This is a genomic window from Nocardioides sp. CPCC 206348, from assembly GCF_048654705.1.
In the GTDB taxonomy this organism is placed as follows: Bacteria; Actinomycetota; Actinomycetes; order Propionibacteriales; family Nocardioidaceae; genus Nocardioides.
On record NZ_JBMCZA010000047.1, the window covers coordinates 13,371 to 36,575 of the forward strand.

A 23,205-nucleotide genomic window follows, 5' to 3' on the forward strand; every position below is an offset into this window, starting at 1 on the left:
CTGCTCAATTGACCCGGATTCGCGAAGGTCGCTCATCATCGGCTTCTTGTCGGCGCGCTGCTCGGGACCACGGTTCAGCTGCGACAGCGCGATGATCGGGACCTCGAGCTCCTTGGCCAGCAGCTTCATCTGCCGCGAGAACTCCGAGACCTCGAGCTGACGCGACTCGACCTTCTTGCCGGAGCTCATCAGCTGGAGGTAGTCGATGACGAGGATCCGGAGGTCGTGCTTCTGCTTGAGCCGGCGCGCCTTGGCGCGGATCTCGGTCATCGTCATGTTCGGGGAGTCGTCGATGAACATCGGCGCCGCGGAGATCTTGGCGACGTGGCGGGCCAGGCGGTCCCACTCCTCGGTGCCCATCTTGCCGTTGCGGATGTGGTTGAGCGGGATGCGTGCCTCGGCCGAGAGCAGGCGCATCACGATCTCGGCGCGCGTCATCTCGAGGCTGAAGAAGGCGCTCGTCATGTTGTTGTGGATCGAGGCGGCGCGGCAGAAATCGAGAGCCAGCGTTGACTTGCCCATGGCCGGTCGAGCGGCGACGACGATCATCTGGCCGGCGTGCAGGCCGTTGGTCAGGTCGTCGAGGTCGGCGAACCCGGTCGGGACGCCGTAGATGCCGGACTCACGGTTCTCGATCGCCTCGATCTCGTCGAGGACGCCGTCCATGATGTCGCCCAGCGGCGCGTAGTCCTCGGCCTTGCGGCGGTCGGTGACCTGGTAGACCTCGGCCTGCGCCTCGTTGACGATGCTGTCGACGTCGCCCTCGCCGGCGTAGCTGATCTGGACGATCTTGGTGCCGGCGTTGACCAGGCGGCGCAGGATCGACTTCTCGCGCACGATCTCGGCATAGAAGCCGGCGTTGGCGGCGATCGGGACGTTGGCGGCCAGGGTGTGGAGGTACGGCGCCCCGCCCACCTTCTGCAGCTCGCCACGGCGCTGCAGCTCGCCGGCGACCGTGACCATGTCGGCGGGTTCGCCGCGACTGTAGAGGTCGAGGATCGTCTCGTGGATCGCCTCGTGCGCCGGACGGTAGTAGTCGGGGCCGCGGAGGACCTCGACGACATCGGCGATGGCGTCCTTGGAGATGAGCATGGCGCCGAGCACGGACTGCTCCGCCGCCATGTCCTGCGGTGGCACGCGGCCACCGGCGGACTGCTGCGGGGAGTCACCCGGTGCGTACGCCGCGGGACCATCACCCCACTGCGCGGGTGGCTCCGACGTCCACGACGGCGCGTCGTCCGTGAGACTCACGGTGCCCTCTCCCTCTGTCGTTGCACTGCTGTTTGATCGAACGAACTGGCCAACACGGTACGGACCGGCCCCGACTCAAAGGGGGAGCCACGCGCCATACCCCGGGAGGGGCGTCGTGCACCCGGACTGGCAACCTACGGGTCAGTAGCCCTGCCGCGAAAGCGGCCTGTACACAGGGGCTGGGGATAACCTGCGACACCCCGTGGACGACACGCGGAGACGGTGTGCACGGGCTGGGGAGGAACCTGTGGAGGGAGGGGACATGCAAGGGGCAAAATGGCCGCTGACCTGCACAAACATTCTCCCAAGCCTGTGGATGAAGAAAAAGATCAGTGTGATCCCGTTCACTTTCCGGACATCCGGGTGTCACAAGGGGTCTGCCCTCCGCCACCCCGGGGCTGACGCCACCGCGATCGCCTATCCACAACTGCACCCGAGTTATCCACCGGTCGGGTTCACATGCGTGTGAACCCTCTCGCCCGACGCCCCGAGCACCGGTTGCTCGACCGGGAGATCGCCCGGCTGGCCGTCCCCGCGTTCCTGGCCCTGGTCGCCGAGCCGCTGTTCCTGCTCGGCGACGCCGCCGTCGTCGGCCACCTCGGCACCCGCGAGCTCGCCGGCCTCGGCATCGCCGGGACCGTGCTGGCCACCATCGTCGGACTCTGCGTGTTCCTCGCGTACGGCACGACGGCCAGCGTCGCTCGCCAGCTCGGCGCCGGGCACCGCCGCGCGGCGCTCGCCCAGGGGATCGACGGCCTCTGGCTCGCCGTCGCGATCGGCGTCCCGGTGACCCTCGCGACCACCCTGCTGGCCGGTCCGCTCGTCTCCCTGTTCGGCGCGTCCGCCGCGGTCAACGACCCCGCGACGACGTACCTCCGGATCGCCGCGGGCGGCATCACGCCGCTGCTCCTCGTCCTCGCCACGACCGGGGTGCTGCGCGGCCTCCAGGACACACGGACGCCGCTCGTCGTCGCCATCGTCGGCAACATCGCGAACATCGGCCTCAACATCCTCCTCGTGTACGGCGGCGGGCCGGTCCCGCGCCTGGAGATCGCCGGTTCGGCGCTCGGGTCGGTGATCGCGCAGGCCTCGATGGCCGTGGCGCTGGTGCTCGTCGTGATCCGGGCCGCGCGCCGGGAGGGCGCCGACCTGCGCCCCGACCTGCCCGGGGTCCGTGCGGCAGCCCGGGCCGGCGTACCCCTGCTGGTGCGGACCCTGACCCTGCGCGCCTCGCTGCTCGTCACGACGTACGCGGTGGTGATCGCGGCCGGCTCGACCGGCCCGGCCGGCGACGACGCGGTCCCCATCGCCACCCACCAGCTGGCGCTGACCCTGTGGGGCTTCCTCGCGTTCGTGCTCGACGCGATCGCAATCGCCGCCCAGGCCATCACCGGACGCCATCTCGGCGCAGGCGACGTGGCCGCCGCTCGTGCCGTAACGAACCGGATGGTGGGCTGGGGCATCGTGAGCGGCGTCGTCACCGGCGTCCTGCTCGCCGCTTCGAGCCCGTGGCTCGGTGCGCTGTTCACTCCCGACCAGGGCGTGCGTGATGCGCTGGTCCCGGTGCTGCTGGTCGCAGCCGCCGCCCAGCCGATCGCCGGTGTCGTCTTCGTGCTGGACGGCGTCCTGATCGGGGCCGGTGACGGCCGCTACCTGGCGGTCGCCGGGCTGATCGTGCTCTGCGGCTACGCTCCGGTCGTGCTGCTGACGAGTGGGCTGGGCGCCGGGCTGCCCTGGCTGTGGGTGGTGTTCGGTGTGCTCTTCATGGGCGGACGCCTGGCCACGCTGCTGCACCGCTCCGCCGGTGACCGCTGGCTGGTCACGGGCGCCGGCCGATGAAGCCGCTGTACTGGATCGCCGCCGGCCTCGCGCTCGTGGTGTTCACCAAGGCGCCGCCCGACCGCTACGACTACTCCGAGGTGCTCGGCACGGCGTTCGTCCTGATCGGCTGGATCAAGCTCGCCCGGGCCCGCCCGGAGATCCCCCTGCGCCTGACGCTCTGGTACCTCGCCGTGCTGGCGTTCCTGCTCTCCACCGTGCTCAGCGCCGTCCCCGCCCGCGACTGGCTCGAGGACGCCGACGCGGCCGTGGTCTGGGCGGCGTCCCTGCCCGCACTCGGCTTCCAGGCCGCGCTCTGCCACGCGCTGACCCGCCAGGCCCGCGCCGCCCGGGCCCGTAGCGGCTGGTGGTGGACGGTCGCCGAGGCCGGCATCCTGATCGCCCTCGTCGCCACGGTGCTGTACGAAGGGGCGGACTGGAGCTGGCTCTACGGCGTCGGCACCGTCGGGCTCGCCGGGGTGCTCCTCGTGATGATCCTGTGCCTGGTCCACGGGCCGGCCGACTGGGCGGGTGGGCCGGAGCCGGAGACCGAAGCCGCCTGATGCAGGAGTACCCGCTTCAGCGGGGAAACTGGCGCTTCTTGGCCGTTGCAACGGCCAAGAAGTGCAGGGATACCCGCTGAAGCGGGGATTCCTGCATCACCCCTGCAGCGCCGCCAGCACCAGCTCGGCAATCGCGATGGACTGGCTGCGCGGGTCACCCTCGTAGTCGACGCCGTCCTCGTACTCCAGCTCGACCTCGACGAGCGCCGTCGCGGAGCAGGCTCGCAGCGTTGCCTCCAACGGCGGGGCGTCGCTGACCTTCCACCAGCCGTCGGTGGCGCCGGCGATGTCGTCGACCGGCTCCACGATGGCCGCGATCTCGGTGGGCTGCGGGCAGCCGAAGGTGCCGGCCGTGAAGTCGTCGGGGGCGGTGAGCTTGACCTTCACCTCGACCAGGCCCTGGGCCTCGAAGGCGCAGTTGTCGCTCTTCCAGTCGACACCCTGTTCGCTGGTGGAACCGCCACCGATCTCGCCTGCCCCGAACGAGACGCCGAAGGCCTTCGCGACGTCGTCGGAGGTGACCACGTCGCACGCGGCGGGCAGTCCGGACGGTGCAGCCGACGTGGTCTCGGCCGCCGAGGTCGTCTCGGTCGGAGCAGTGGTCGTGTCGGACGGGGCCGGGGTGCTCGAGGTGTCCGTGGGCGTCGAGAGGCCCGATCCGTCGACGCCTCCGTCCTCGCTGCAGCCGGTCAGGACCGGGACGAGGAGCAGGAAGGCAGCAGGCCAGAGACGTCGTACGCGCACAGGAACTCCTGGGGTGGGGGAAGTCCTCCAAAACTAACCGCGTGGCCGGCCCCGAAGGGACCGGCCACGCGGATGATCTCGAGACGGTTGCTACGCAACCTCCTCGATCAACGATGCATTCAGCCAGGGATCACGTTGAGCGCGACCGCGACGGTCACGTCGTCGTGCAGCTTCACCGACACGGCGTGGTTGCCCAGCGCCTTGATCGGGTTGCCGAGCACGATGGTCCGCTTGTCGATCGCCTCGCCGGCGGCCTCGCCGAGCGCGGCGGCGATGTCGGCAGCGGTGACCGCGCCGAACAGCCGGCCGCCCTGGCCGGCCTTCACCTTGACGTCGACCGGCTTGCCCTCGAGCTTGGCCTTGATCTCGGCGGCGTGCGCCTCGTCACGAACCGCGCGAGCGGCCCGGGCCTGCTTGATGGAGTCGGCCTGCGCCTGCGCGCCACGGGTCCAACGAATACCGAAGCCGCGCGGGAGGAGGTAGTTACGGCCGTAGCCGTCCTTGACCTCGACCACGTCGCCAGCGGCACCGAGGCCGTCGACTTCCTGGGTCAGGATGATCTTCATTGTTCAGTCTCCTTCTTCGCGTCGCTGATCAGCGGCCGGCGGAGGTGTAGGGCAACAGTGCGACCTCGCGGGCGTTCTTCACCGCGATGGCGACGTCCCGCTGGTGCTGGACGCAGTTGCCGGTCACCCGACGGGCGCGGATCTTGCCGCGGTCGGAGATGAACTTCTTCAGCAGGCCGGTGTCCTTGTAGTCGACACCGGTCGCCTTCTCCTTGCAAAACTGGCAAACCTTCTTCTTCGGCTTGCGGACGACTGCCTTCGCCATTGTGGTGCTCCTCCTCAGAGCCCGGCCGCGCCCGCCTGGTCAGGCGGCGACGGCCGGAATGGTTGATGTGTTGTTGCCTAGAAAGGGGGCTCGTCGGCCGAGACACCCGGTGCGGCCCACGGGTCGCCAGCCGGCGCCCCGCCACCGGACGGCGCCGCAGCACCGCCGCCGTTGCCCCACGGGTCATTGCCGGCCGGACGGCCGCCACCCTGGTTGCCGCCACCCTGGCCGCCGCCGTAGCCGCCGCCCTGGTTGCCGCCACCCTGGCCGCCGCCGGAGCGGGCAGCACGGGTGACCTTGGCCGTGGCGAACGTGAGCGACGGGCCGATTTCCTCGACCTGAAGCTCGTTGACCGTGCGCTTCTCGCCCTCACGGGTTTCGTAGGAGCGGGACACGAGTCGGCCCTGAGCGATGACCTTCATGCCCTTCTGGAGGGACTCGGCGACGTTCTCCGCCGCCTGCCGCCAGATCGAGCACCGCAGGAAGAGGGTCTCCCCGTCCTCCCAGGCGTTGCTCTCGCGCTTGAAGATGCGAGGGGTCGACGCCACCGTGAAGTTGGCAACCGCGGCGCCGGAGGGCGTGAAACGCAGCTCCGGGTCGTCGGTCAGGTTGCCGATTACGGTGATGATGGTGTCGCCAGCCATGGTGCTCTCCTGATGAGGGTGGGTTCGAGTGGCCAACCCGGGTCAGACCCGGGCGATGGCCCCCATCGTTGCCTGTGGTGCCGACATTGAGTAGCGGTCGTCCACAGGCGACGGGGATCCTCAGATGGTGGGTCGGATGACCTTGGTCCGCAGGATGACCTCGTTGAGGCCCAGCTGGCGGTCGAACTCGTCGACGGTCGCCGGCTCAGCGGTCAGCTTGATGATCGCGTAGATGCCTTCGGCATTCTTCTTGATCTCGTAGGCAAGACGGCGCTTGCCCCAGATGTCGACGTTGTCGACGGTTCCTCCGTCATTACGGATGACGTTGAGGTACTTGTCGAGCGACGGCTGAACCGTACGCTCATCGAGGCTCGGGTCGAGGATGACCACGACTTCATAGTTACGCAAAGCGGTCTCCACCTCCTCTGGACTCAGGCGGCCGCGGACTTTCCGTGGCAGGAGGGCTCTGCAAACCGATCCGGATCTGCCCGGCTCGGTCGGACCGGCGCCTTGCGGCACCGGACAGGAGAGGTTAACAGCGCAGGCGACGCGCCTCACAATCGAGCCAGCAGGCCATCGACCGGGCCACCCGACCCGGGCTCCCGGACTACTCGAACAGCACCGGGTTCTGGATCTCGACGTCGCCGATGACCAGCACCGCATTGGCCCCGTCCAGGTCCGCGGGCAGGTCCAGGCTGACCGCTGCGCACACGTCGTCCGACCCGAGCGACCACTCGCCGTCGGACGACCCGAGCACGTCCCCGTCGGGGTTGCGCAGCTCGAGCGAGAAGGCGGTGCCGTCGGAGAGACCCCTCACCGCGAAGTGCGCGAAGAGGGTCGCGGGGAGCTCCACCCCCGACAGCGTCTGCGGGTCGTCCAGGGTGCTCGGCTCCGAGCAGTCGTTCTCGCCGTCTATCGACCAGCCGGCGCCACCGGCGCTGGCCTGGCCCATCGGGTCGGACGGCGGGGCCGGTACGTCGTCGAGGTACGGCGACACGTACTCCGGATCGCCGCCCTTCTTCGCGATCTCGACGATCTCCCTGGTCAGGTTGACCGGCCGGATCCGGGCCGAGCCGCCGGTGAAGCTGCCGCCCGCACCGGACTGTCCGACCGTCGCCTCGGTGACGACGGCACTGTTGACGCCGACGAGCTCGCCGTCGAGGTTGATCGAGGCGCCGCCCGAGTTGCCGGACCCGATCCGGATGTCGCTGTCGATCCAGGCGCGCGGGCTGTCGACCGCGGACTCGGTCAGGAACGTCGACACGACGCCACGCGTGACGGTGAGGCCGCTCTCGATGCCGTCGTCGGACGCCACGTGCGCAACCGCAGGGAAGCCGAGCGCCGTGATCTCGTCACCGGTGCGCAGCTCGTCGCTGTCACCGAGCTCCACCGGCGCGGGCAGGTCGAGGTCGCCCTTGATCTCCTTGCCGTCGGCATCCGCGGTGATCTTGAGGACCGCGAGGTCGAGCACCCCGTCGGCCACGATCGGCTCCGCCGTGTACGACGCAGCGACGGGCACGTCGTCGTTCATCGAGGTGAGCGCGATCCGCAGCGCGGCCGGGTCCTCGGCCGGCGGCTGCTGGCCCGGTGCGCTCGGCTTGCCCACGTGCGCGTTCGTCAGGATCAGGCCGTCGTCGCTGATGATCGTGCCCGAGCCGGTGTAGAGCGGCTCGTTGGAGTCGTCGACCGCGATGATCAGGACGCTGGCGAGCTTGGCGCGGTCGAGCTCGGCGGTCGTCAGGCCCTCATCGGAGCCACCGGGCCCGTTGGCGTTCGACGTGGTGTCGTCGTCGCCACCGAGCAGGACCGCAGCCGTGACGCCGCCACCGAGGAGCACCAGGGCAGCGGCGATGCCGCCGACCAGGGCCAGGGTGCGCTTGCGCTTCTTCTTCGCGATCGACTTCTGGGCCTTGCCGGCCGCCACGATCGGGACCACCTCGACCTCGGCGCCCGCAGTGGGGTGGCCGAGCATCAGCGTGGTCGGGTCGACGAGCTTGCGCTGGGCGACCCGGTCCTCCTCGAGGTACGTCCCGGCGGTCGACCGGTCGACGTACCACCAGCCGTCGGGACGGCCCTCGATCACGCCGTGCAGCCGCGACACCGACGGGTCGTCGATGGTCACCTCGTTGGCGGGGTCGCGGCCGATCCGCACGACGCTGCCCGGCGGGAAGCGCAGCGGGCCGGACGCCGTACGCACGAGCAGGCCGGGGCCGCTGACGTAGTTCGGGCCGAGCGGGCCGACGCCCGGGAGCACGGTCTGGGCGAGTCCCGGAGGGATGCCGGCGACGTCGACGGTCGGGGTCGGGCGCTGGGCGGTGGCGGCCGGGGTGAGGACCAGTTCCTCGCCGTCGTGGGAGCCGAACCGGATCGCCGTACGGCCGTTGATCCGGACCTCGGTCACGCGCACGCCGCCCTGCCAGGTACCGCTGCTGGACCCGCTGTCGACGAGCGACCAGCCCGAGCCGTCGTACTGCAGGCGGGCGTGCTGGCGGGAGACGGACGGTCCGCTGAGGACGATGTCGCAGCCGGGGTCGCGACCGATGGTCACGGCACGCTGGCCATCGAAGTCCCACGCTCGGCCCGCGACCTCGACATGAAGGGTGCTCACGGGGTCGAACGCTAGCCCCGGTGGGCGGTCGCGGCGAGCCGCACCGCCGGGTTCGGGTGTCGGAGCCGCTGCCTACGATGGCGGCCATGAGCGAGCTGCGCATCGGTGCCCACGTCGACCAGACCGACCCCATCGGCGAGGCCCGCGCCCGCAACGCCCCGCTGGTGCAGTTCTTCCTCGGCAACCCGCAGTCCTACAAGGGCCCCGTCCTTGCGTACGACGGCGGGCCGGCCCAGCTGCGTGCCGACGCCGAGGAGGCCGGCATCGACCTGTACGTGCACGCGCCGTACCTGATCAACGTGGCGACGACGAACAACCGCCAGCGGATCCCGAGCCGCAAGCTGCTGCAGCAACACGTCGACGCCGCGGCCGAGATCGGCGCGAAGGGGCTGATCGTCCACGGCGGGCACGTCACCGACGAGGACGACCCGGCCAAGGGCTTCGACAACTGGCGCAAGGCGATCGAGGCCACCGACCTCAAGCTCCCGTTGCTGATCGAGAACACCGCGGGCGGCACCAACGCGATGACGCGCTACCTCGACCGGATCAAGGGCACCTGGGACGCGATCGCGGCGGCCGAGGGTGCCGACATGGTCGGTTTCTGCCTCGACACCTGCCACGCCCACGCGGGCGGCAACCGGCTCGAGACGATCGTCGACGACATCCGCGCCATCACCGGCCGGATCGACCTGGTCCACGCCAACGACAGCCGCGACGACTTCGACTCCGGCGCCGACCGGCACGCCAACTTCGGCGCCGGGCGGATCGACCCCGACCTGCTCGCCCAGGTCGTCCGCGACGCCGGTGCCCCGGTGGTCTGCGAGACGCCCGGTGGAGCGGACGAGCACGTCACCGACTTCGCCTGGCTCCGCGAGCGGCTCTGACTGCCCCGGGCAGACCCGATAGCCTCGGGGCCATGCCCAGCGTGCGCCCGATCACCCCGACCGAGCACCGCGACTACCTCGCCACGCTCCCCTCCGCGAGCTTCCTGCAGACGCCCGGGTGGGCGCAGGTGAAGAGCGAGTGGCGCAGCGAGTCGATCGGCTGGTTCGACGACGCCGGCAAGCAACAGGGGGTGGCGCTGGTGCTCTACCGCCAGCTCCCGAAGCTGAAGCGCTCGCTCGCGTACCTGCCCGAGGGTCCGGTCCTGGACTGGACCACCGACCAGCTCGGCGACTGGCTCGCGCCGATGGTGGCGCACCTGAAGAAGCAGGGCGCGTTCGCCGTCCGGATCGGTCCGCCCGTCGTGACCCGGCGCTGGTCGACCGCCCAGGTCAAGGAAGGCATCGCCGACCCCGAGGTCAGGCTGCTCAGCCAGATCCCGCCGGTCGAGCGCGCCCCCGCCGGTGCCCGCGTCGTCGCCCAGCTCCACGAGCTGGGGTGGCGCCACCAGGGCGTCGAGGGCGGGTTCGCCGCGGGGCAGCCGCAGTTCGTCTTCCAGATCCCGCTCCGGGACGCCGACGGCACCCAGCGCACCGAGGACGACCTCCTCAAGGGGATGAACCAGCTCTGGCGCCGCAACATCAAGAAGGCCGCCAAGGAAGGGGTCGAGGTTGTCCGCGGCACGCGCGACGACCTGGCCGCCTTCCACGAGCTGTACGTCCACACCGCCGAGCGCGACCACTTCACCCCGCGCCCGTTGCGTTACTTCGAGACGATGTACGACGCCCTGACGGCCGACGACCCCGACCGGTTCGTGCTCTGGCTGGCCCGCCACGACGGCGACCTGGTTGCCTCGACGATCGCGATCCGGGTCGGCGAGCACGCCTGGTACTCCTACGGCGCCTCCTCCACCGAGAAGCGCGAGGTCCGCGGCTCCAACGCCATCCAGTGGGCCATGATCCGGGACGCCGTCGCCGCCGGTGCGGCCGTCTACGACCTGCGCGGCATCACCGAGACCCTCGACACCGACGACTCGCACGTCGGCCTGATCCAGTTCAAGGTCGGCACCGGCGGCGAAGCCGTCGAGTACGCCGGCGAGTGGGACCTGCCGATCAACCGGGCGCTCTACAAGGCGTTCCAGGTCTACCTGGCTCGGCGGGGCTGAGCCGTGTCCCTCACCCTCACCGTCGACGGCCCGCGCTGGCGCGAGCACCTCGAGTCCGTCGCCACCGCCCACCCCGGCCTGGTGCCGGTCGCGAAGGGCAACGGCTACGGCTTCACCAACGCCCGCCTCGCCCGCAAGGCGCAGTGGCTGGTCGAGCGCGGCCACGACGTCCACGCCCTCGCGGTCGGGATGTACGACGAGCTGCCGGACGTCGTCCAACGCTGGCACGGTGACGTGCTGGTCCTCACGCCGTGGCGCCCCTGGGTGGCCCTGCCCGAGCCCACGCTCGCGCGTCGCCTGATCCACACCGTCAGCCGGGTCACCGACCTGCGCGACCTGCTCCACGCCGACCCGACCGCCCGCGTCGTCCTCGAGCGGATGACCTCGATGCGCCGCCACGGCATGGCCGCGCGCGAACTGTGGGAAGCCGGCGACCTGCTGCGCAAGCACCCGGGCGCCCGCGTCGAGGGCCTCGCGCTGCACCTGCCGCTCGGCCAGGGCACGCACCTGGGCGAGGTCACCCGGTTGATGAACGACTACGTCGCCGCCGAGCTCCCTTCCGAGTCACCCGCGCACCGGCCCACGGTCTGGGTCAGCCACCTGACCGACGCCGAGCTGGCGACCCTGCGCAGCCAGTACGGCGACTTCACCTTCCGCCCGCGCATCGGCACCGGCCTCTGGCTGGGTGCGCGGTCCGCGCTGCGCGTGACCGCGACCGTCCTCGACGTGCATGCCGTCGACCGGGGCGACGCCTTCGGGTACCGCGGCCGAACCGCCCCCAAGTCCGGCCACGTGCTGGTCGTCTCCGGTGGCACCGCCCACGGCATCGGCCTGGAAGCGCCGACCGGCGAGCAGACCATCAAGGCGCGCGCCGCGACGCTCGCCCGGGGCGGCCTCGACGCGGTCGGATTCGTGCGGTCGCCGTACTCCATCGACGGGAAGCAGCGGCTCTTCGCCGAGCCCCCGCACATGCAGGCCTCGATGCTGTTCCTCCCGCACGGTTCGCGGGTGCCCGAGGTGGGCGAGGAGGTCGACGTACGGGTGCGTTACACCGCGACCGCGTTCGACCGGGTCGTGGTCACGCCGTAGGCGTCTCGATACGCCCTCGCCTAGCGGCTCGGGCTACTCGACGAGCCTGCCTGCGCAAGGTCGTCCGGTGCGTCGAGACGAACGGGGTCGTGGTCGGGGCGGTACAGGTCGCGCACGATGACCGCCGCGAGGTAGAGCTCCCCGAGCACCCGGACCGCGATGCCAACCCAGTAGAACCCGGCGTCACCGCCGCCCGCCGGGGTCAGGTAGCCGCCGAGGTACCACCAGATCGTGCAGAAGTAGAAGACCTCCGTGCCCTGCCAGATCAGCTGGTCGCGCCAGCGCGGCCGGGCGAGCACGGCGAGCGGCAGCAGCCACAGGACGTACTGCGGGGAGTAGACCTTGTTGACCAGGAGGAAGCCGACCACGATCAGGTAGCCGAGCTGGGCTAGGCGCGGGGTGACACTGTCGGCGCACCCACTTCCTGACGTCTTCTGACGCTTCTTGCCCGTTGCAACGGGCAGGAAGCGCAGGAATACCCGCTTCAGCGGGGATTCCTGCGCCCCTCGCCCAGCGGTCATGCCGATCACGAACACCCCGAGGCACCAGGCGCCGAAGATGATCCACGACCACACGTTGATCGTGTGTGCCTTGAAGCCGATGTCGCCGGCCTGGTCGATCAGCATCCACACCGACCCGAGGTCGGCGGTGCGTTCGGCGTTGAAGCTCCAGAACACTTTCCACTGGTCCGGGCCGGTGAGGAACCCGGGCGCGTTCGCGACCAGCCAGGCCAGCGCGGCGGAGACGGTCACGGACCCGAACGTCCAGTACTGGCGCCGGCGCAGGCAGATCACCAGGATCGCGCCGAGCAGGAAGAGCGGATAGAGCTTCGCCGCCGTCCCGAGCCCGATCAGGATGCCGGTCAGCACGGGCCGGTCGCGCGACCACGACCAGAGCGCCCCGGCCACCAGCGCGACGGCGATCAGGTCCCAGTTGATCAGGCCGGTGAGCAGCAGGGCGGGTGAGAGGGCGAACGCCGCGGCGTCCCAGGGACGGCGCTCGTGGGTGCGCGAGAGGAGCCACACGGCGGCCAGGGCGAGGAAGGCGAACCCGATCGCGTTCACCAGCAGGAAGATGGTCTGCTCGTCGTCGACCTCCTCGTCGTCGTACAAACGGTCGACGGGCGACTGGTAACGCTGCTCGACGTCGGGCGAACCGTTCAGCCAGTGCGTCACCCACGCCGTGCCCCACGCCCAGTAGGCGATGCCGACGGGGTACTCCATCACCTCGTAGCGCGCCCGGGTCTGCTCGTCGTCGGAGTACGGCCAGGCGTGCTCGGCCAGCCCCCGCGGCACGTAGAGCGGCCGCAGGTCGGTGTAACACATGTGGGAGTAGACCCAGTTCTGGTCCTTGCCGTCGACCAGCGAGCACGGCGCCTTCTGGACCAGGCCCAGGCAGCAGGTCAGCGCGGTCAGCAGCAGCAGCACCCGCATCGGCGTCCACCAGCGGTGCGGCCGCGCGCGCTCACCCATCGGCCCGCCGACCACCTCGCTCAGCGCGGTGACGACGGGATCGTCGTTGGTGGCGTGGACGTGCGGCATCCGCTCGCGGGGCATCGAGCCGTCGGCCTCAGGCGGCGGTACGACGACGGCCGACCCGCACCCGGTTGTTGCCGTTGCCATTGCCCGGCACGGCCGGGTTCAGCGGTTGCGGATCCGAGACGTCCGGCACGCCGTCGCCGTCGTCGTCCTCGTCGAAGACGTCCGGGTTGCCGTCGCCGTCCGTGTCGGTCGTCGGGTCGGGCGGCGTGCTGGACGGCGGACCCGGCTCCTTGGTCGGCGTCGGGGTGGGCGTCGGCGTCGGGGTGGGCGTCGGCGTCGGCTTCGGCGTCTTGCTCGGCTTCGGCTTCGGCGGCGGGGGCGGCTCGTGGCCCTCGCCGGGCGCTTCGCCCTTGACGTACGCAGCCGGCGGGAGGTCCTCGATGTCGACGTCCTCCATGGCCCGCTTCATCACCTCGGTCCAGGTCTGCGCCGGATAGGCGCCACCGAAGTACGACGGCAGCCAGCCCTGCAGCTGCTCGTTGCCCTTGCCTCGGACGTACATCACGGCGGTGGCCAGCTGCGGGGTGTAGCCGACGAACCAGGCCGAGGAGACCTCGCCCTTGCCGTTGGTGGCGGTGCCGGTCTTGCCGCCGACGGGGCGACCCAGGGCGAGCGCTGCCGAACCGGAACCCGACTTCACGACCTGCTGGAGCGCGAAGCCGACGTCGTCGGACACACCCTCACGGATGGCGCGGTGGTCGGTGACCTTGTGGGCGTAACGGACCACGCCGTCGCCGTCGACCACCTTCTCGATGATGTAGGCGTCCGCCGCGACACCGCGGTTCGCGATCGTCGCGTAGCCGTTGGCCATGTTGATCGGGCTGACCGTCTGCGAACCCAGCGCGACACCGGTGTTCGCCTGCAGGCCGGGACTGGAGGTCGGGAACCCGTACGGCTTGGCGGCGGGCTCGGCCGGCGGGACGCCCATCTTGTTGGCCGTCTCGATGATCTTCTCGGGGCCGTCGGGCGTCGCCAGCGTCAGGTCGATGTAGGCGGTGTTGATCGAGTCCTCGGTGGCCTTGATCAGGTTGACCTTGCCGTAGTCCTGGTCGCCCTGGTTCTCGATCGGTCGACCGCCTCCGGGCAGCTCGTAGGGCGAGTTGCCGTCGAAGGTGTCCTTGAGCTCCCAGCCCGACTCGATCCCGGCCGCCAGCGCGAACGGCTTGAACGTCGACCCGGCCTGGCCACCGGCCACGGCCCAGTTGAGCTGCGACTTGAGGAAGTCGTGGCCGCCGTAGAACCCGCGCACCGCGCCGGTCCCGGGCTCGACCGAGGCGACTCCGATGTGGAGGTTCGCGCCGAAGCCCTCGGGCCGCGCCGCCTGGACACCCTGCTGGGCGGCCCGCATCGCCTTCCGGGTGAAGGTGGTCGTGACCTTCAGGCCGCTGCCGTCGATCTCGTCCTCGCTGAACCCGAGGCGGATCAGCTCCTTGCGGACCATCGTCAACGCGTGGCCCTTCTGGCCGGCGTACTGGTCGCCCTGCTTGATGACCGGGAACTTCGGCAGGCCCTCCTCGAGAGCCTTCGCCGCGACGTCGGGGTCGACGGTGTCCATGTCGAGCATGGCCTTGATGATGCGCTCGTGGCGGCTCTCGAGCCGGGCCGTCGCGGCCTCGCCGTTGGCGGGGTCGAAGAGGAGCGGGTTGTTGAGGACAGCCGCCAGGACGACCGACTGGCTCAGGGTCAGGTCCTTCGCGTCCCGCCCGAAGTACGCCTGGGCAGCCGCCTGGATGCCATACGCACCGCGCCCGAAGTAGATGGTGTTGAGGTAGCCCTCGAGGATCTCCTGCTTGCTCAGCTGGTTCTTGATCTTCAGCGACAGCAGCGCTTCCCTGGCCTTGCGCTTCCAGGTGCGGTCCTGGGTCAGGTAGAGGATCTTCACGTACTGCTGGGTGATGGTGGAGGCACCCTGCTTCGAGTTGCCCTGGGCGTTGCTGAACGCGGCACGCAGGATGCCCTTGGGGTCCAGCCCGCTGTCGGTCCAGAACGTCTGGTTCTCCGAGGCGACGACCGCGTCCTTCACGAACTGCGGCATCTCCTCGTACGGGATCGAGTCGCGCTTCTGGATCGCGAACTCACCGAGCTCGGCCTTGCCGCCGGCGTAGAAGACCTGGGTGGTCTCGGTCAGGAACTCCGCGTTGGGGTCCGGAATGTCGATCGTCCGGTAGGCGATGAACAGGGAGAGCAGGCCGAGCAGGCCGAAAACGACGCTGGCGACCATGCCCCACAGGGCGAACCGCTTCACCTTCTGCTTGAACGTGCGCGGCGCCTTGCTGCCCGACTTGCCCTTGCCGGCCGACTTGCCCGACTTGCCGGACCTGCCGCGCGACGACGACGTCCCTTGCTTGCGCTTTCCCTCGACCACGCACCACAGGGTACGGCGCACACCTGTGTCACCCGATTCGTGACGGGCGGTCGGCCGCTGGACACTCCCGATCCATCGAAAGTTCACGTTCCGTGGATATATCGCTACGATAGGTCGCATGGCACGGCGTGGCGACACCATCGAGTTGGCAGTCCTCGGACTGCTGCACGAGGGACCCATGCACGGCTACGAGCTGCGCAAGCGGCTCAACCTGATGCTCGGATGGGGCCGCCTGCTGTCGTACGGCTCGCTCTACCCGGCGTTGAAGAAGATGCTCCGCGGCAATCTCATCGAGGAAGTCGTTCCGTCAGGCCCCCAGAGCCGCCGGCAGCGAATCGTCTACGAGGTGACACCGCAGGGCACCGCAGAGTTCCAGCGCCTCATGTCGGAGGTGGGTCCTGCCGCATGGGAGGACGACAACTTCGACATCCGGTTCCGGTTCTTCTCCTCCACCGACATGGAGATCCGCCTGCGCGTCCTCGAAGGACGACGTTCGCGCCTCCAGGAGCGGCTGGAACGGGTTCAGCGCGACCTTGCGATGACCCAGAAGGAAGCCGACCGCTACGCCTCCGAGCTCCAGAGGCACGGCGTCGAATCGGTCGAGCGGGAGGTCCGATGGCTCTCGGACCTCATCAACGCCGAGCGCGGCGCCCAGTCGCGCGCCGAAGCAGCGCCCGAGACGCCGACACCGTCGACGTCTTGATCTCCACCTCCAGCACACGTTCATGAACAGTCACCAGTCATGAGTACCAAGGAAGGAACACACCCCATGGGTTCGGTTCGAGTAGCGATCGCCGGCGTGGGCAACTGCGCCACCTCCCTGATCCAGGGCGTGCAGTACTACCGGGACGCCGATGCGACGAGCACCGTCCCGGGGCTCATGCACGTGAAGTTCGGTCAGTACCACGTCTCTGACGTCCAGTTCGTCGCGGCGTTCGACGTCGACGACAAGAAGGTCGGCAAGGACCTTTCCGAGGCCATCAACGCCTCGGAGAACAACACCATCCAGATCGCCGAGGTCCCGACCCTCGGTGTCGAGGTCCTCCGCGGCCCGACGCTCGACGGTCTCGGCAAGTACTACCGGATGACGATCGAGGAGTCCGCCGCCGAGGCGGTCGACGTCGTCCAGGCCCTCAAGGACGCCGAGGTCGACGTGCTGGTCTCGTACCTGCCCGTTGGTTCCGAGGAGGCCGACAAGTTCTACGCCCAGTGCGCCATCGACGCGGGCGTGGCCTTCGTCAACGCCCTGCCCGTCTTCATCGCCTCCGACCCCGAGTGGGCCAAGAAGTTCGAGGACGCCGGCGTCCCGATCGTCGGTGACGACATCAAGTCGCAGGTCGGCGCCACCATCACGCACCGCGTGATGGCGAAGCTGTTCGAAGACCGTGGCGTGGCGCTGGACCGCACCTACCAGCTCAACGTCGGCGGCAACATGGACTTCAAGAACATGCTCGAGCGTGAGCGCCTCGAGTCCAAGAAGGTCTCCAAGACCCAGGCCGTGACCTCGAACCTCACCGGTTCGCTGGCCAACCTGACGGACAGCAAGAACGTCCACATCGGCCCGTCCGACTACGTCGCGTGGCTCGACGACCGCAAGTGGGCCTACGTCCGCCTCGAAGGTCGCGCCTTCGGTGACGTTCCGCTGAACCTCGAGTACAAGCTCGAGGTCTGGGACTCCCCGAACTCCGCCGGCATCATCATCGACGCCGTGCGCGCCGCGAAGATCGCCCTGGACCGTGGCGTCGGTGGCCCGATCATCGCCGCGTCGGCGTACCTCATGAAGAGCCCGCCGGTCCAGATCGAGGACACCGAGGGTCGCCTCCTGCTGGAGCAGTTCATCTCCGGCGAGTGACCTGACGACCAGATAGCCGAAGGGCCGGTTCCCCCACGGGGAACCGGCCCTTCGTCATGGTCAGGTGGGGCTCAGGCCGCCTCGGCCTCGGCCTTGATCTTCTCGAGCGTCGCGCGGATGCCGGCGCGCAGTTCCTCGGCGAACGGCTCCTGGCCACCGAGGACCAGCTTGGTCAGCACCTGCGACAGCTGCGAGATGCCGTCGGGGGCCTCGCGGCGCTCGGTGAGGCGGGTGCCACCGGTCGCGGTCGGCTCGATCTCGAACGACCAGACGGTCCAGTTCTCGCGGATCCGGAACGCGAACTCGCCCACGGAGGAGTCGGTGGGAGGGGTGAAGCGCACCACCTTGCCGGCCGTCGGCCAGCGCTTGATGCCCTGCTTGTTGAGGTTGCGGAAGGTCGCACCTTCCTTGACCACGCCACCCTTGACGGTCGACTTCACGACCTGCGGGCTTCGCCTGGACATGGCGGGGATGTCGGTGACGAGCGCCCACACCTTGTCCGCGGGAGCGTCGATCTCGATGGAGTCTTCGAGGAGCTTGTCGATCGTGTCAGTCATGCGCGGAGGCTACCGGCCAGTAGGGATCGCCGGCATCCGCCCCAGGTAGGACATGTCAGGCGCGCGCGGCCCACCACTCCTTGAGCGCGACGATCGCGTCGGCCTCGGCCATCGGACCGTTGTCGAGGCGCTGCTCCATCAGGAACTTGTAGGCCTCGCCCACCTCGCGGCCGGGGCCGATGCCCAGGATCTTCATGATCTGGTTGCCGTCGAGGTCCGGGCGGAGGGAGGCGAGCTCCTCCTCCTCGTTGAGGCGGTCGATGCGGGCCTCGAGGTCGTCGTACGTCCGGCTGAGGCGGTCGGCCTTGCGCTTGTTGCGCGTCGTGCAGTCGGCGCGGGTCAGCACGTGGAGACGCTCGAGCTGGTCGCCGGCGTCGCGGACATAGCGACGTACGGCGGAATCGGTCCACTCGCCGGAGCCGTAGCCGTGGAAGCGCAGGTGCAGCTCGACCAGGTCACCGACCGCGTCGATCTGGTCGTTGGAGAAGCGCAGCGCCTTCATCCGCTTGCGGGTCAGCTTGGCGCCGACCACGTCGTGGTGGTGGAACGTGACGATGCCGTCGTCCTGGAAGCGCCGCGTCTTCGGCTTGCCCACGTCGTGCATCAACGCGGCGAAGCGGGACACGAAGTCGGGGGCGGCGATCCCGGCCCGCTCGGTCAGCCGCGGCTCGAGGTCGATCGCCTGCTCGAGCACGGTCAGGGTGTGGTCGTAGACGTCCTTGTGGCTGTGGTGCTCGTCGCGCTCGAGCTTGAGCGCCGGCAGCTCCGGCAGCACGTGCTCGGCCAGCCCGGTCTCGACGAGGAGCGACAGGCCTTGGCGCGGGTGGGCGGCGCAGATCAGCTTGACCAGCTCGTCGCGGACGCGCTCGGCGGAGACGATCTCGATGCGGTCGGCCATCTCGGTCATCGCACGGACGACGTCCGGGTCGACCGTGAAACCGAGCTGGGACGCGAAGCGGGCAGCCCGCATCATCCGCAGCGGGTCGTCGGAGAAGGACTGCTCCGGCGTGCCGGGCGTGCGGAGCACCTGGTGCGCCAGGTCCATCACGCCGCCGAACGGGTCCTCGATCACCCGACCCGGAACCCGGACCGCCATGGCGTTGACGCTGAAGTCGCGGCGACCCAGGTCGCCGGCCAGCGTGTCGCCGTACTGCACCTCGGGCTTGCGGGAGTCGGCGTCGTACTCCTCGGAACGGTAGGTGGTCACCTCGACCACCCAGTCGCCCTTGCGGCAGCCGATGGTGCCGAAGTCGCGGCCCATGTCCCACCAGGCGTCGCCCCAGGCCTTCAGCAGCTTCTCGGTCTGCTCGGGGCGCGCGGACGTCGCGAAGTCGAGGTCGTTGGAGCGCCGGCCGAGCATCGCGTCACGGACCGGTCCGCCGACGAGCGCGAGCTCGTGGCCAGCCGCTTCGAAGAGGCGGCCGAGGTCGTCGATGACCGGCGCGATCCGGTCCAGCTCGGCGGTGACGGCCGCTTGTACGTCGACCAGCCGCAGTGGGGCAGCGGGCGAGTCGTCAGCGGGGTCGGTCACGGCGCAGGAGTCTAGGCCGTAGGAGCCATGACCCCTTCCTCGCCGAGGTTGATTGATGTCAATCAACCTCGGCGAGGGCACCTGCGCCGTGGGGTCCGCTGGGTGCCGGGGTGGCCCCACTACCCTCGGGGGGTGGTCGTCCGTCGTTCTCCCCTGCGCTCTCTCGCGGGTGGACTGACCGGACTGCTGCTCGGCGCGGCCGTCCTGGCCGGGCCTGCGGCCAGCGCCGACGACAATGCCGACGACAGTGCCACCGCTGCCTACGAGGGCGGCCACGCCACCACTCCACGCGTCGCGGCAGGCCCCGATGACGACGGTGACGACGCCCCGCTGGCGATCACCATCGACGAGCTGACCCCCGGTGGACTGCCCCGCTCCGGACCACTCGTCGTCAGCGGCACGATCACCAACGTCGGCCTGGAGACCTGGGAGGACGTCAGCCTCTACCCGATGTTCAGCTCCGGGCCGGGCTGCACCATCTGCGCCAGCGTGATGACCACGTCGGCAGAGCTGGAGGTCGCTGCCGACCTCGACGCGGAGGCACCGGTCGGCGAGCGCTACACCGCCGTGCAGTCGCAGGTGAGCGCACTCGTGCCGGGCCAGGTGGCTTCGTACACCCTGCGGATCCCGCAGGCGGCGCTGCGGGTCCTGTTCCCGGCGCCGACCGCGGGCGTCTACTGGTTCGGCGTGCACGCCCTCGGCGCCAGCCAGAGCACGCCGCGCGACCTGATCGCTGACGGGCGGGCACGCACCTTCCTGCCGTACATCCCGGGCAACGTCGACGGAACCGTCGAGACCGCCGTCGTGGTGCCCCTGCGCGGCCCGGTCACCCACGCCAGCGACGGTTCCCTCAGTCGTACGGCGTCGTGGCAGGAGGCGCTCACCCTCGACGGCAACCTCGGCGGACCGCTGGCCTTCGGCGCGGCCAGTGGGATCAACCCCGTGACGTGGCTGGTCGATCCCGCCGTGCTCGACGCCGTGCGGCACCTGTCCCTGCGCAACCTGCCGCGCGACGTGGCACCGGCACCCGATCCCGAGGAACCCCCGGCCAGCGAGGAACCCGCGGGCAACGAGGACGAGGAACCCGCGGGCAGCGAGGACGAGCCCGGCCTGCCGGCCGACCATCCCCTCGTCACCGCCGCAACGTCGTGGCTGCTGCAGGCCAAGACCGTCCTCACCATCGACACCACCGCCGCGCTGCCCTACGGCGACCCGGACCTCTCCGCCGCCGCCCACCACCTGCCCAGCCTCTACGACACGGCCCGCAAGCACCCGAGCGCCGAGTTCGACGCCTGGGACGTCGAGCCGCTCCCCGTGGCCACGGGCCCCGACGGCTTCCTCAGCCCGGGCGGCATCGACACCGTGGACGACGGCGCCGCGGTGCTGCTGGGCGACCAGATGTTCCCGACCGAGACCTTCTCCGGCCGACCGCCGACCGACGGGCTGATCGGCGACCGGCCGGTCATCGTGACGGCGACGACGGCTGCCAGCGGTGGCCCCGGACCCGACCCCGTCACCGCGCCCGTGGCCCTGCGCCAGCGGATCCTGAGCGAGGCCGCGGTGCGACTGCTGGGCGCGAAGGGCCAGGCGCCCGAGCCCCTGGTCGTGGTCGTGCCCGACACCGTCACCGCGACCGATGCCGCGGCCTTCTGGACCGGGCTCGACGTCCGCTGGCTCGACCTCACCGACCTCCGCCAGGTCGTCGCCACGGCGCAGCCGACCGAGGGCACCGGCACCGACGAGCGGCAGATCGACGCCAGCACGCTGACCTATCCGAAGTCCCAGGCCAAGGCGGAGCTCAGTTCCAGCGTCCTCGTCGAGGCCGGCCAGCTGGTCCGGGCCGCGCGCTCGCTCCAGGCGATCCTCGGCGACGACTACGACATCGGCGACGAGCTGATCGCGGAGGCGATCGCCGGGACGTCGTACGCCCTGCGCGGGGACCGCGACGCCGCCGTACGCCTGACCCGCACGCGGCAGTGGATCGAGGAGCAGCTCGGCCAGGTCACCATCGACGCCCCGAACGGCGTGACCCTGTCCGGCACGTCCGGCGGCTTCAGCGTCTCGGTGCGCAACGCACTGCCCTACCCCGTCACCGTCAACGTCGATGCCCGCACCGACGACGGCGCCAGGATCGGCGTCGCCAACCCGGTCCGCCTCGCCGCGAGGAGTCGTACGTCGGTCCCGATCACCGCCGACATGACCCGCACCGGCGTCCACAACGTCACCCTGCGCCTGACCGACCCCGACGGCGCCGCGATCGGCGCGGACGACGCGCTGCCGCTGCGTTCGGGCCAGGTCGGCGTCGTCATCTGGATCATCATGGGCACCGGCGCCGCGATCCTGTTCCTGGCGATCGGGATCCGCCTGGCCCGCCGGTTCCGGAGGCGCAGCGAGCAGGACGCCGAGGCCGTCGAGGCGACACCGTGAGCGAGACCTCCGCCGGCACCGGCTCCACCGAGCAGAAGCGGATCCTCGCCAACACCGCCGTGATGGCGGCCGGGACGGTCGTGTCGCGGTTCAGCGGCTTCATCCGGTCCACCCTGCTGGCCGCCGCGCTGGGCATCTCTCTGCACGCGGACATCTTCACCATCGCCAACACCGTCCCGAACATGCTCTACATCCTGATCGCGGGCGGGGTCTTCAACGCGGTCCTCGTGCCGCAGCTCGTGCGCGCGATGAAGAACGACACCGACGGCGGAGCCGCGTACGTCGACCGGGTGATGACGCTCGCGATCTGCTTCCTCGCCACCGTGACCGTGCTGCTGGTCGTGGCGGCACCGTGGGTCATGGAGGTGATGCTGAGCAACAAGTTCAGTACGCCGGAGCTCGCCGACCAACGCCAGTCCGCGATCGACTTCGCCCGCTTCTGCCTGCCGCAGGTCTTCTTCTACGGGATGTTCGCGCTGATCGGGCAGATCCTCAACAGCCGCGGCAAGTTCGGACCGATGATGTGGGCGCCGATCGCCAACAACATCATCTCGATCGCGGTGCTGGTGACCTACCTCGTCGTGTTCGGCGCGGCGACGAGCTCCGAGCAGCAGGGGGCGTTCAGCGCGAACCAGGAGCTGCTGCTCGGCATCGGCTCCACCCTCGGCATCGCCGCCCAGCTGCTGATCCTGGTCCCGTACCTGCGCGCCGCCGGCGTGCGCTACCGACCCCGCTTCGACTTCCGCGGCGTGGGCCTGGGCCAGACCTTCAAGCTCGGCGTGTGGACCGTCCTGTTCGTGGTCGTCAACCAGATCGCGTACGTCGTCGTGGTGCGCCTCGCGTCCGGCGGTACCGCCTCCTCGGCCGAAGGCACCGGCATCACCATCTACTCCAGCGTGATGCTCGCGGTGATGGTGCCGCACTCGGTCATCACCGTCTCGCTGGCCACCGCCATCCTGCCCCGGCTCTCGGCCTCCGCCGCGCGCGGCGACCTCGCCGCGCTGGGTGCCACGCTCGGCAGCACGCTGCGCACGGCGCTCGTCGTCGTCGTACCGTTTGCGGCCCTGCTGCCGGCCCTGGCGCTCCCGTTGGCGACCGTCCTGTGGGGACACGGTGCGACCGCCGGGAAGGCCGGCCGGTTCGAGCCGTCGATGGTGCTGTTCGGGCTCGGCGTCGTCGCGTTCACGGTGCACTACCTGGTGCTGCGCGGGTTCTACGCGCTGGAGCGCAACCGCGCCGTCTTCTTCGTGCAGTGCGTGATCGCCGCGACCAACATCGGCCTGGCCACGCTGCTGGTGGGCCGGGTCGACGAGGACCACACCGCGCCGATGCTGGTC

The 23,205-nt window shown here is 70.0% G+C and carries 20 protein-coding genes; 9 read left to right on the plus strand and 11 right to left on the minus strand.

Going from position 1 to position 23,205, the window contains the following annotated elements; genetic code table 11:
• A partial coding sequence (gene dnaB, locus ACOADB_RS01625; protein WP_378596189.1) for a replicative DNA helicase occupies positions 1–1,122 on the minus strand: 1,122 nt, incomplete at its 3' end.
• 588 nt (positions 1,123–1,710) lie between these two features.
• Here dnaB and ACOADB_RS01630 point away from each other — a divergent pair.
• Both ACOADB_RS01630 and ACOADB_RS01635 read left to right on the plus strand, forming a co-directional pair.
• Complete coding sequence (locus ACOADB_RS01630; RefSeq protein ID WP_378596166.1) at positions 1,711–3,090, plus strand: MATE family efflux transporter; 1,380 nt, start codon at positions 1,711–1,713, stop codon at positions 3,088–3,090.
• Positions 3,087–3,632, plus strand: coding sequence for a hypothetical protein (locus ACOADB_RS01635; RefSeq protein ID WP_378596167.1), 546 nt, complete (start codon positions 3,087–3,089; stop codon positions 3,630–3,632). The genes ACOADB_RS01630 and ACOADB_RS01635 overlap by 4 nt, the downstream gene beginning before the upstream one ends.
• 96 nt (positions 3,633–3,728) lie before the next feature.
• Here ACOADB_RS01635 and ACOADB_RS01640 read toward each other — a convergent pair whose 3' ends face one another.
• The 6 genes from ACOADB_RS01640 to ACOADB_RS01665 all read right to left on the minus strand — a co-directional run bounded on the left by ACOADB_RS01640 (position 3,729) and on the right by ACOADB_RS01665 (position 8,459).
• Positions 3,729–4,376 (minus strand): hypothetical protein, encoded by a 648-nt coding sequence (locus ACOADB_RS01640; protein ID WP_378596168.1) that lies wholly within the window; start codon positions 4,374–4,376, stop codon positions 3,729–3,731.
• Between the two features lie 119 nt (positions 4,377–4,495).
• On the minus strand, positions 4,496–4,942 hold the full coding sequence (rplI, locus tag ACOADB_RS01645; RefSeq protein ID WP_182378638.1) for a 50S ribosomal protein L9: 447 nt from the start codon (positions 4,940–4,942) through the stop codon (positions 4,496–4,498).
• Positions 4,943–4,970: 28 nt separating this feature from the next.
• Complete coding sequence (gene rpsR, locus ACOADB_RS01650; protein ID WP_182378637.1) at positions 4,971–5,207, minus strand: 30S ribosomal protein S18; 237 nt, start codon at positions 5,205–5,207, stop codon at positions 4,971–4,973.
• A 77-nt stretch (positions 5,208–5,284) separates the two neighbouring features.
• Positions 5,285–5,851 (minus strand): single-stranded DNA-binding protein, encoded by a 567-nt coding sequence (locus tag ACOADB_RS01655; protein WP_378596169.1) that lies wholly within the window; start codon positions 5,849–5,851, stop codon positions 5,285–5,287.
• 120 nt (positions 5,852–5,971) lie between these two features.
• The gene (gene rpsF, locus ACOADB_RS01660) at positions 5,972–6,259 is read right to left on the minus strand and encodes a 30S ribosomal protein S6 (protein ID WP_056710976.1); all 288 of its coding nucleotides are present in this window, start codon (positions 6,257–6,259) and stop codon (positions 5,972–5,974) included.
• Between the two features lie 199 nt (positions 6,260–6,458).
• Positions 6,459–8,459, minus strand: a complete 2,001-nt coding sequence (locus ACOADB_RS01665; protein WP_378596170.1) for an FHA domain-containing protein — start codon at positions 8,457–8,459, stop codon at positions 6,459–6,461.
• Between the two features lie 86 nt (positions 8,460–8,545).
• Between ACOADB_RS01665 and ACOADB_RS01670 the strand changes: the two genes are divergently transcribed.
• Genes ACOADB_RS01670 through ACOADB_RS01680 form a run of 3 tightly spaced genes read left to right on the plus strand, consistent with a single transcriptional unit; the run spans position 8,546 to position 11,595 of the window.
• Positions 8,546–9,343: a deoxyribonuclease IV gene (locus tag ACOADB_RS01670; RefSeq protein ID WP_378596171.1), complete on the plus strand. Its 798-nt coding sequence runs from the start codon at positions 8,546–8,548 to the stop codon at positions 9,341–9,343.
• A gap of 32 nt (positions 9,344–9,375) precedes the next feature.
• The gene (locus tag ACOADB_RS01675; protein ID WP_378596172.1) at positions 9,376–10,506 is read left to right on the plus strand and encodes a lipid II:glycine glycyltransferase FemX; all 1,131 of its coding nucleotides are present in this window, start codon (positions 9,376–9,378) and stop codon (positions 10,504–10,506) included.
• A gap of 3 nt (positions 10,507–10,509) precedes the next feature.
• A complete protein-coding gene (locus tag ACOADB_RS01680; RefSeq protein WP_378596173.1) occupies positions 10,510–11,595 on the plus strand; it encodes an alanine racemase in 1,086 nt (361 codons plus the stop codon).
• A gap of 20 nt (positions 11,596–11,615) precedes the next feature.
• Here ACOADB_RS01680 and ACOADB_RS01685 read toward each other — a convergent pair whose 3' ends face one another.
• Positions 11,616–13,217, minus strand: a complete 1,602-nt coding sequence (locus ACOADB_RS01685) for a glycosyltransferase family 87 protein (RefSeq protein WP_378596174.1) — start codon at positions 13,215–13,217, stop codon at positions 11,616–11,618.
• Positions 13,165–15,501: a transglycosylase domain-containing protein gene (locus ACOADB_RS01690; protein ID WP_378596175.1), complete on the minus strand. Its 2,337-nt coding sequence runs from the start codon at positions 15,499–15,501 to the stop codon at positions 13,165–13,167. Before ACOADB_RS01690 ends, ACOADB_RS01685 begins: the two co-directional genes overlap by 53 nt.
• Positions 15,502–15,619: 118 nt before the next feature.
• On the opposite strand from ACOADB_RS01690, the gene ACOADB_RS01695 reads away from it, so the two are divergent.
• Both ACOADB_RS01695 and ACOADB_RS01700 read left to right on the plus strand, forming a co-directional pair.
• Positions 15,620–16,204 carry a PadR family transcriptional regulator gene (locus tag ACOADB_RS01695; RefSeq protein WP_378596176.1) on the plus strand — a complete coding sequence of 195 codons (585 nt, stop codon included), beginning with the start codon at positions 15,620–15,622 and terminating at the stop codon, positions 16,202–16,204.
• A 66-nt stretch (positions 16,205–16,270) separates the two neighbouring features.
• Positions 16,271–17,353 carry an inositol-3-phosphate synthase gene (locus ACOADB_RS01700; protein ID WP_378596190.1) on the plus strand — a complete coding sequence of 361 codons (1,083 nt, stop codon included), beginning with the start codon at positions 16,271–16,273 and terminating at the stop codon, positions 17,351–17,353.
• A gap of 71 nt (positions 17,354–17,424) precedes the next feature.
• Here ACOADB_RS01700 and ACOADB_RS01705 read toward each other — a convergent pair whose 3' ends face one another.
• Together ACOADB_RS01705 and ACOADB_RS01710 are read right to left on the minus strand one after the other, a co-directional pair.
• Positions 17,425–17,910: an SRPBCC family protein gene (locus ACOADB_RS01705; protein WP_378596177.1), complete on the minus strand. Its 486-nt coding sequence runs from the start codon at positions 17,908–17,910 to the stop codon at positions 17,425–17,427.
• 55 nt (positions 17,911–17,965) lie between these two features.
• The gene (locus tag ACOADB_RS01710) at positions 17,966–19,405 is read right to left on the minus strand and encodes a CCA tRNA nucleotidyltransferase (protein ID WP_378596191.1); all 1,440 of its coding nucleotides are present in this window, start codon (positions 19,403–19,405) and stop codon (positions 17,966–17,968) included.
• A 168-nt stretch (positions 19,406–19,573) separates the two neighbouring features.
• On the opposite strand from ACOADB_RS01710, the gene ACOADB_RS01715 reads away from it, so the two are divergent.
• Both ACOADB_RS01715 and murJ read left to right on the plus strand, forming a co-directional pair.
• Positions 19,574–21,868, plus strand: a complete 2,295-nt coding sequence (locus ACOADB_RS01715; RefSeq protein WP_378596178.1) for a DUF6049 family protein — start codon at positions 19,574–19,576, stop codon at positions 21,866–21,868.
• On the plus strand, positions 21,865–23,205 hold a 1,341-nt coding region (murJ, locus tag ACOADB_RS01720; protein WP_378596179.1), incomplete at its 3' end, for a murein biosynthesis integral membrane protein MurJ. The genes ACOADB_RS01715 and murJ, both read left to right, overlap by 4 nt.

Bases quoted from the DNA above. Each gene is read 5' to 3' on its own strand.
- ACOADB_RS01675 (WP_378596172.1), top strand. From the start codon at position 9,376: ATGCCCAGCGTGCGCCCGATCACCCCGACCGAGCACCGCGACTACCTC.
- ACOADB_RS01655 (WP_378596169.1), bottom strand. From the start codon at position 5,851: ATGGCTGGCGACACCATCATCACCGTAATCGGCAACCTGACCGACGAC.
- ACOADB_RS01635 (WP_378596167.1), top strand. From the start codon at position 3,087: ATGAAGCCGCTGTACTGGATCGCCGCCGGCCTCGCGCTCGTGGTGTTC.
- ACOADB_RS01705 (WP_378596177.1), bottom strand. From the start codon at position 17,910: ATGACTGACACGATCGACAAGCTCCTCGAAGACTCCATCGAGATCGAC.
- ACOADB_RS01630 (WP_378596166.1), top strand. From the start codon at position 1,711: ATGCGTGTGAACCCTCTCGCCCGACGCCCCGAGCACCGGTTGCTCGAC.
- rplI (WP_182378638.1), bottom strand. From the start codon at position 4,942: ATGAAGATCATCCTGACCCAGGAAGTCGACGGCCTCGGTGCCGCTGGC.
- ACOADB_RS01700 (WP_378596190.1), top strand. From the start codon at position 16,271: ATGGGTTCGGTTCGAGTAGCGATCGCCGGCGTGGGCAACTGCGCCACC.
- ACOADB_RS01695 (WP_378596176.1), top strand. From the start codon at position 15,620: ATGGCACGGCGTGGCGACACCATCGAGTTGGCAGTCCTCGGACTGCTG.
- ACOADB_RS01670 (WP_378596171.1), top strand. From the start codon at position 8,546: ATGAGCGAGCTGCGCATCGGTGCCCACGTCGACCAGACCGACCCCATC.
- rpsR (WP_182378637.1), bottom strand. From the start codon at position 5,207: ATGGCGAAGGCAGTCGTCCGCAAGCCGAAGAAGAAGGTTTGCCAGTTT.
- ACOADB_RS01685 (WP_378596174.1), bottom strand. From the start codon at position 13,217: ATGGCAACGGCAACAACCGGGTGCGGGTCGGCCGTCGTCGTACCGCCG.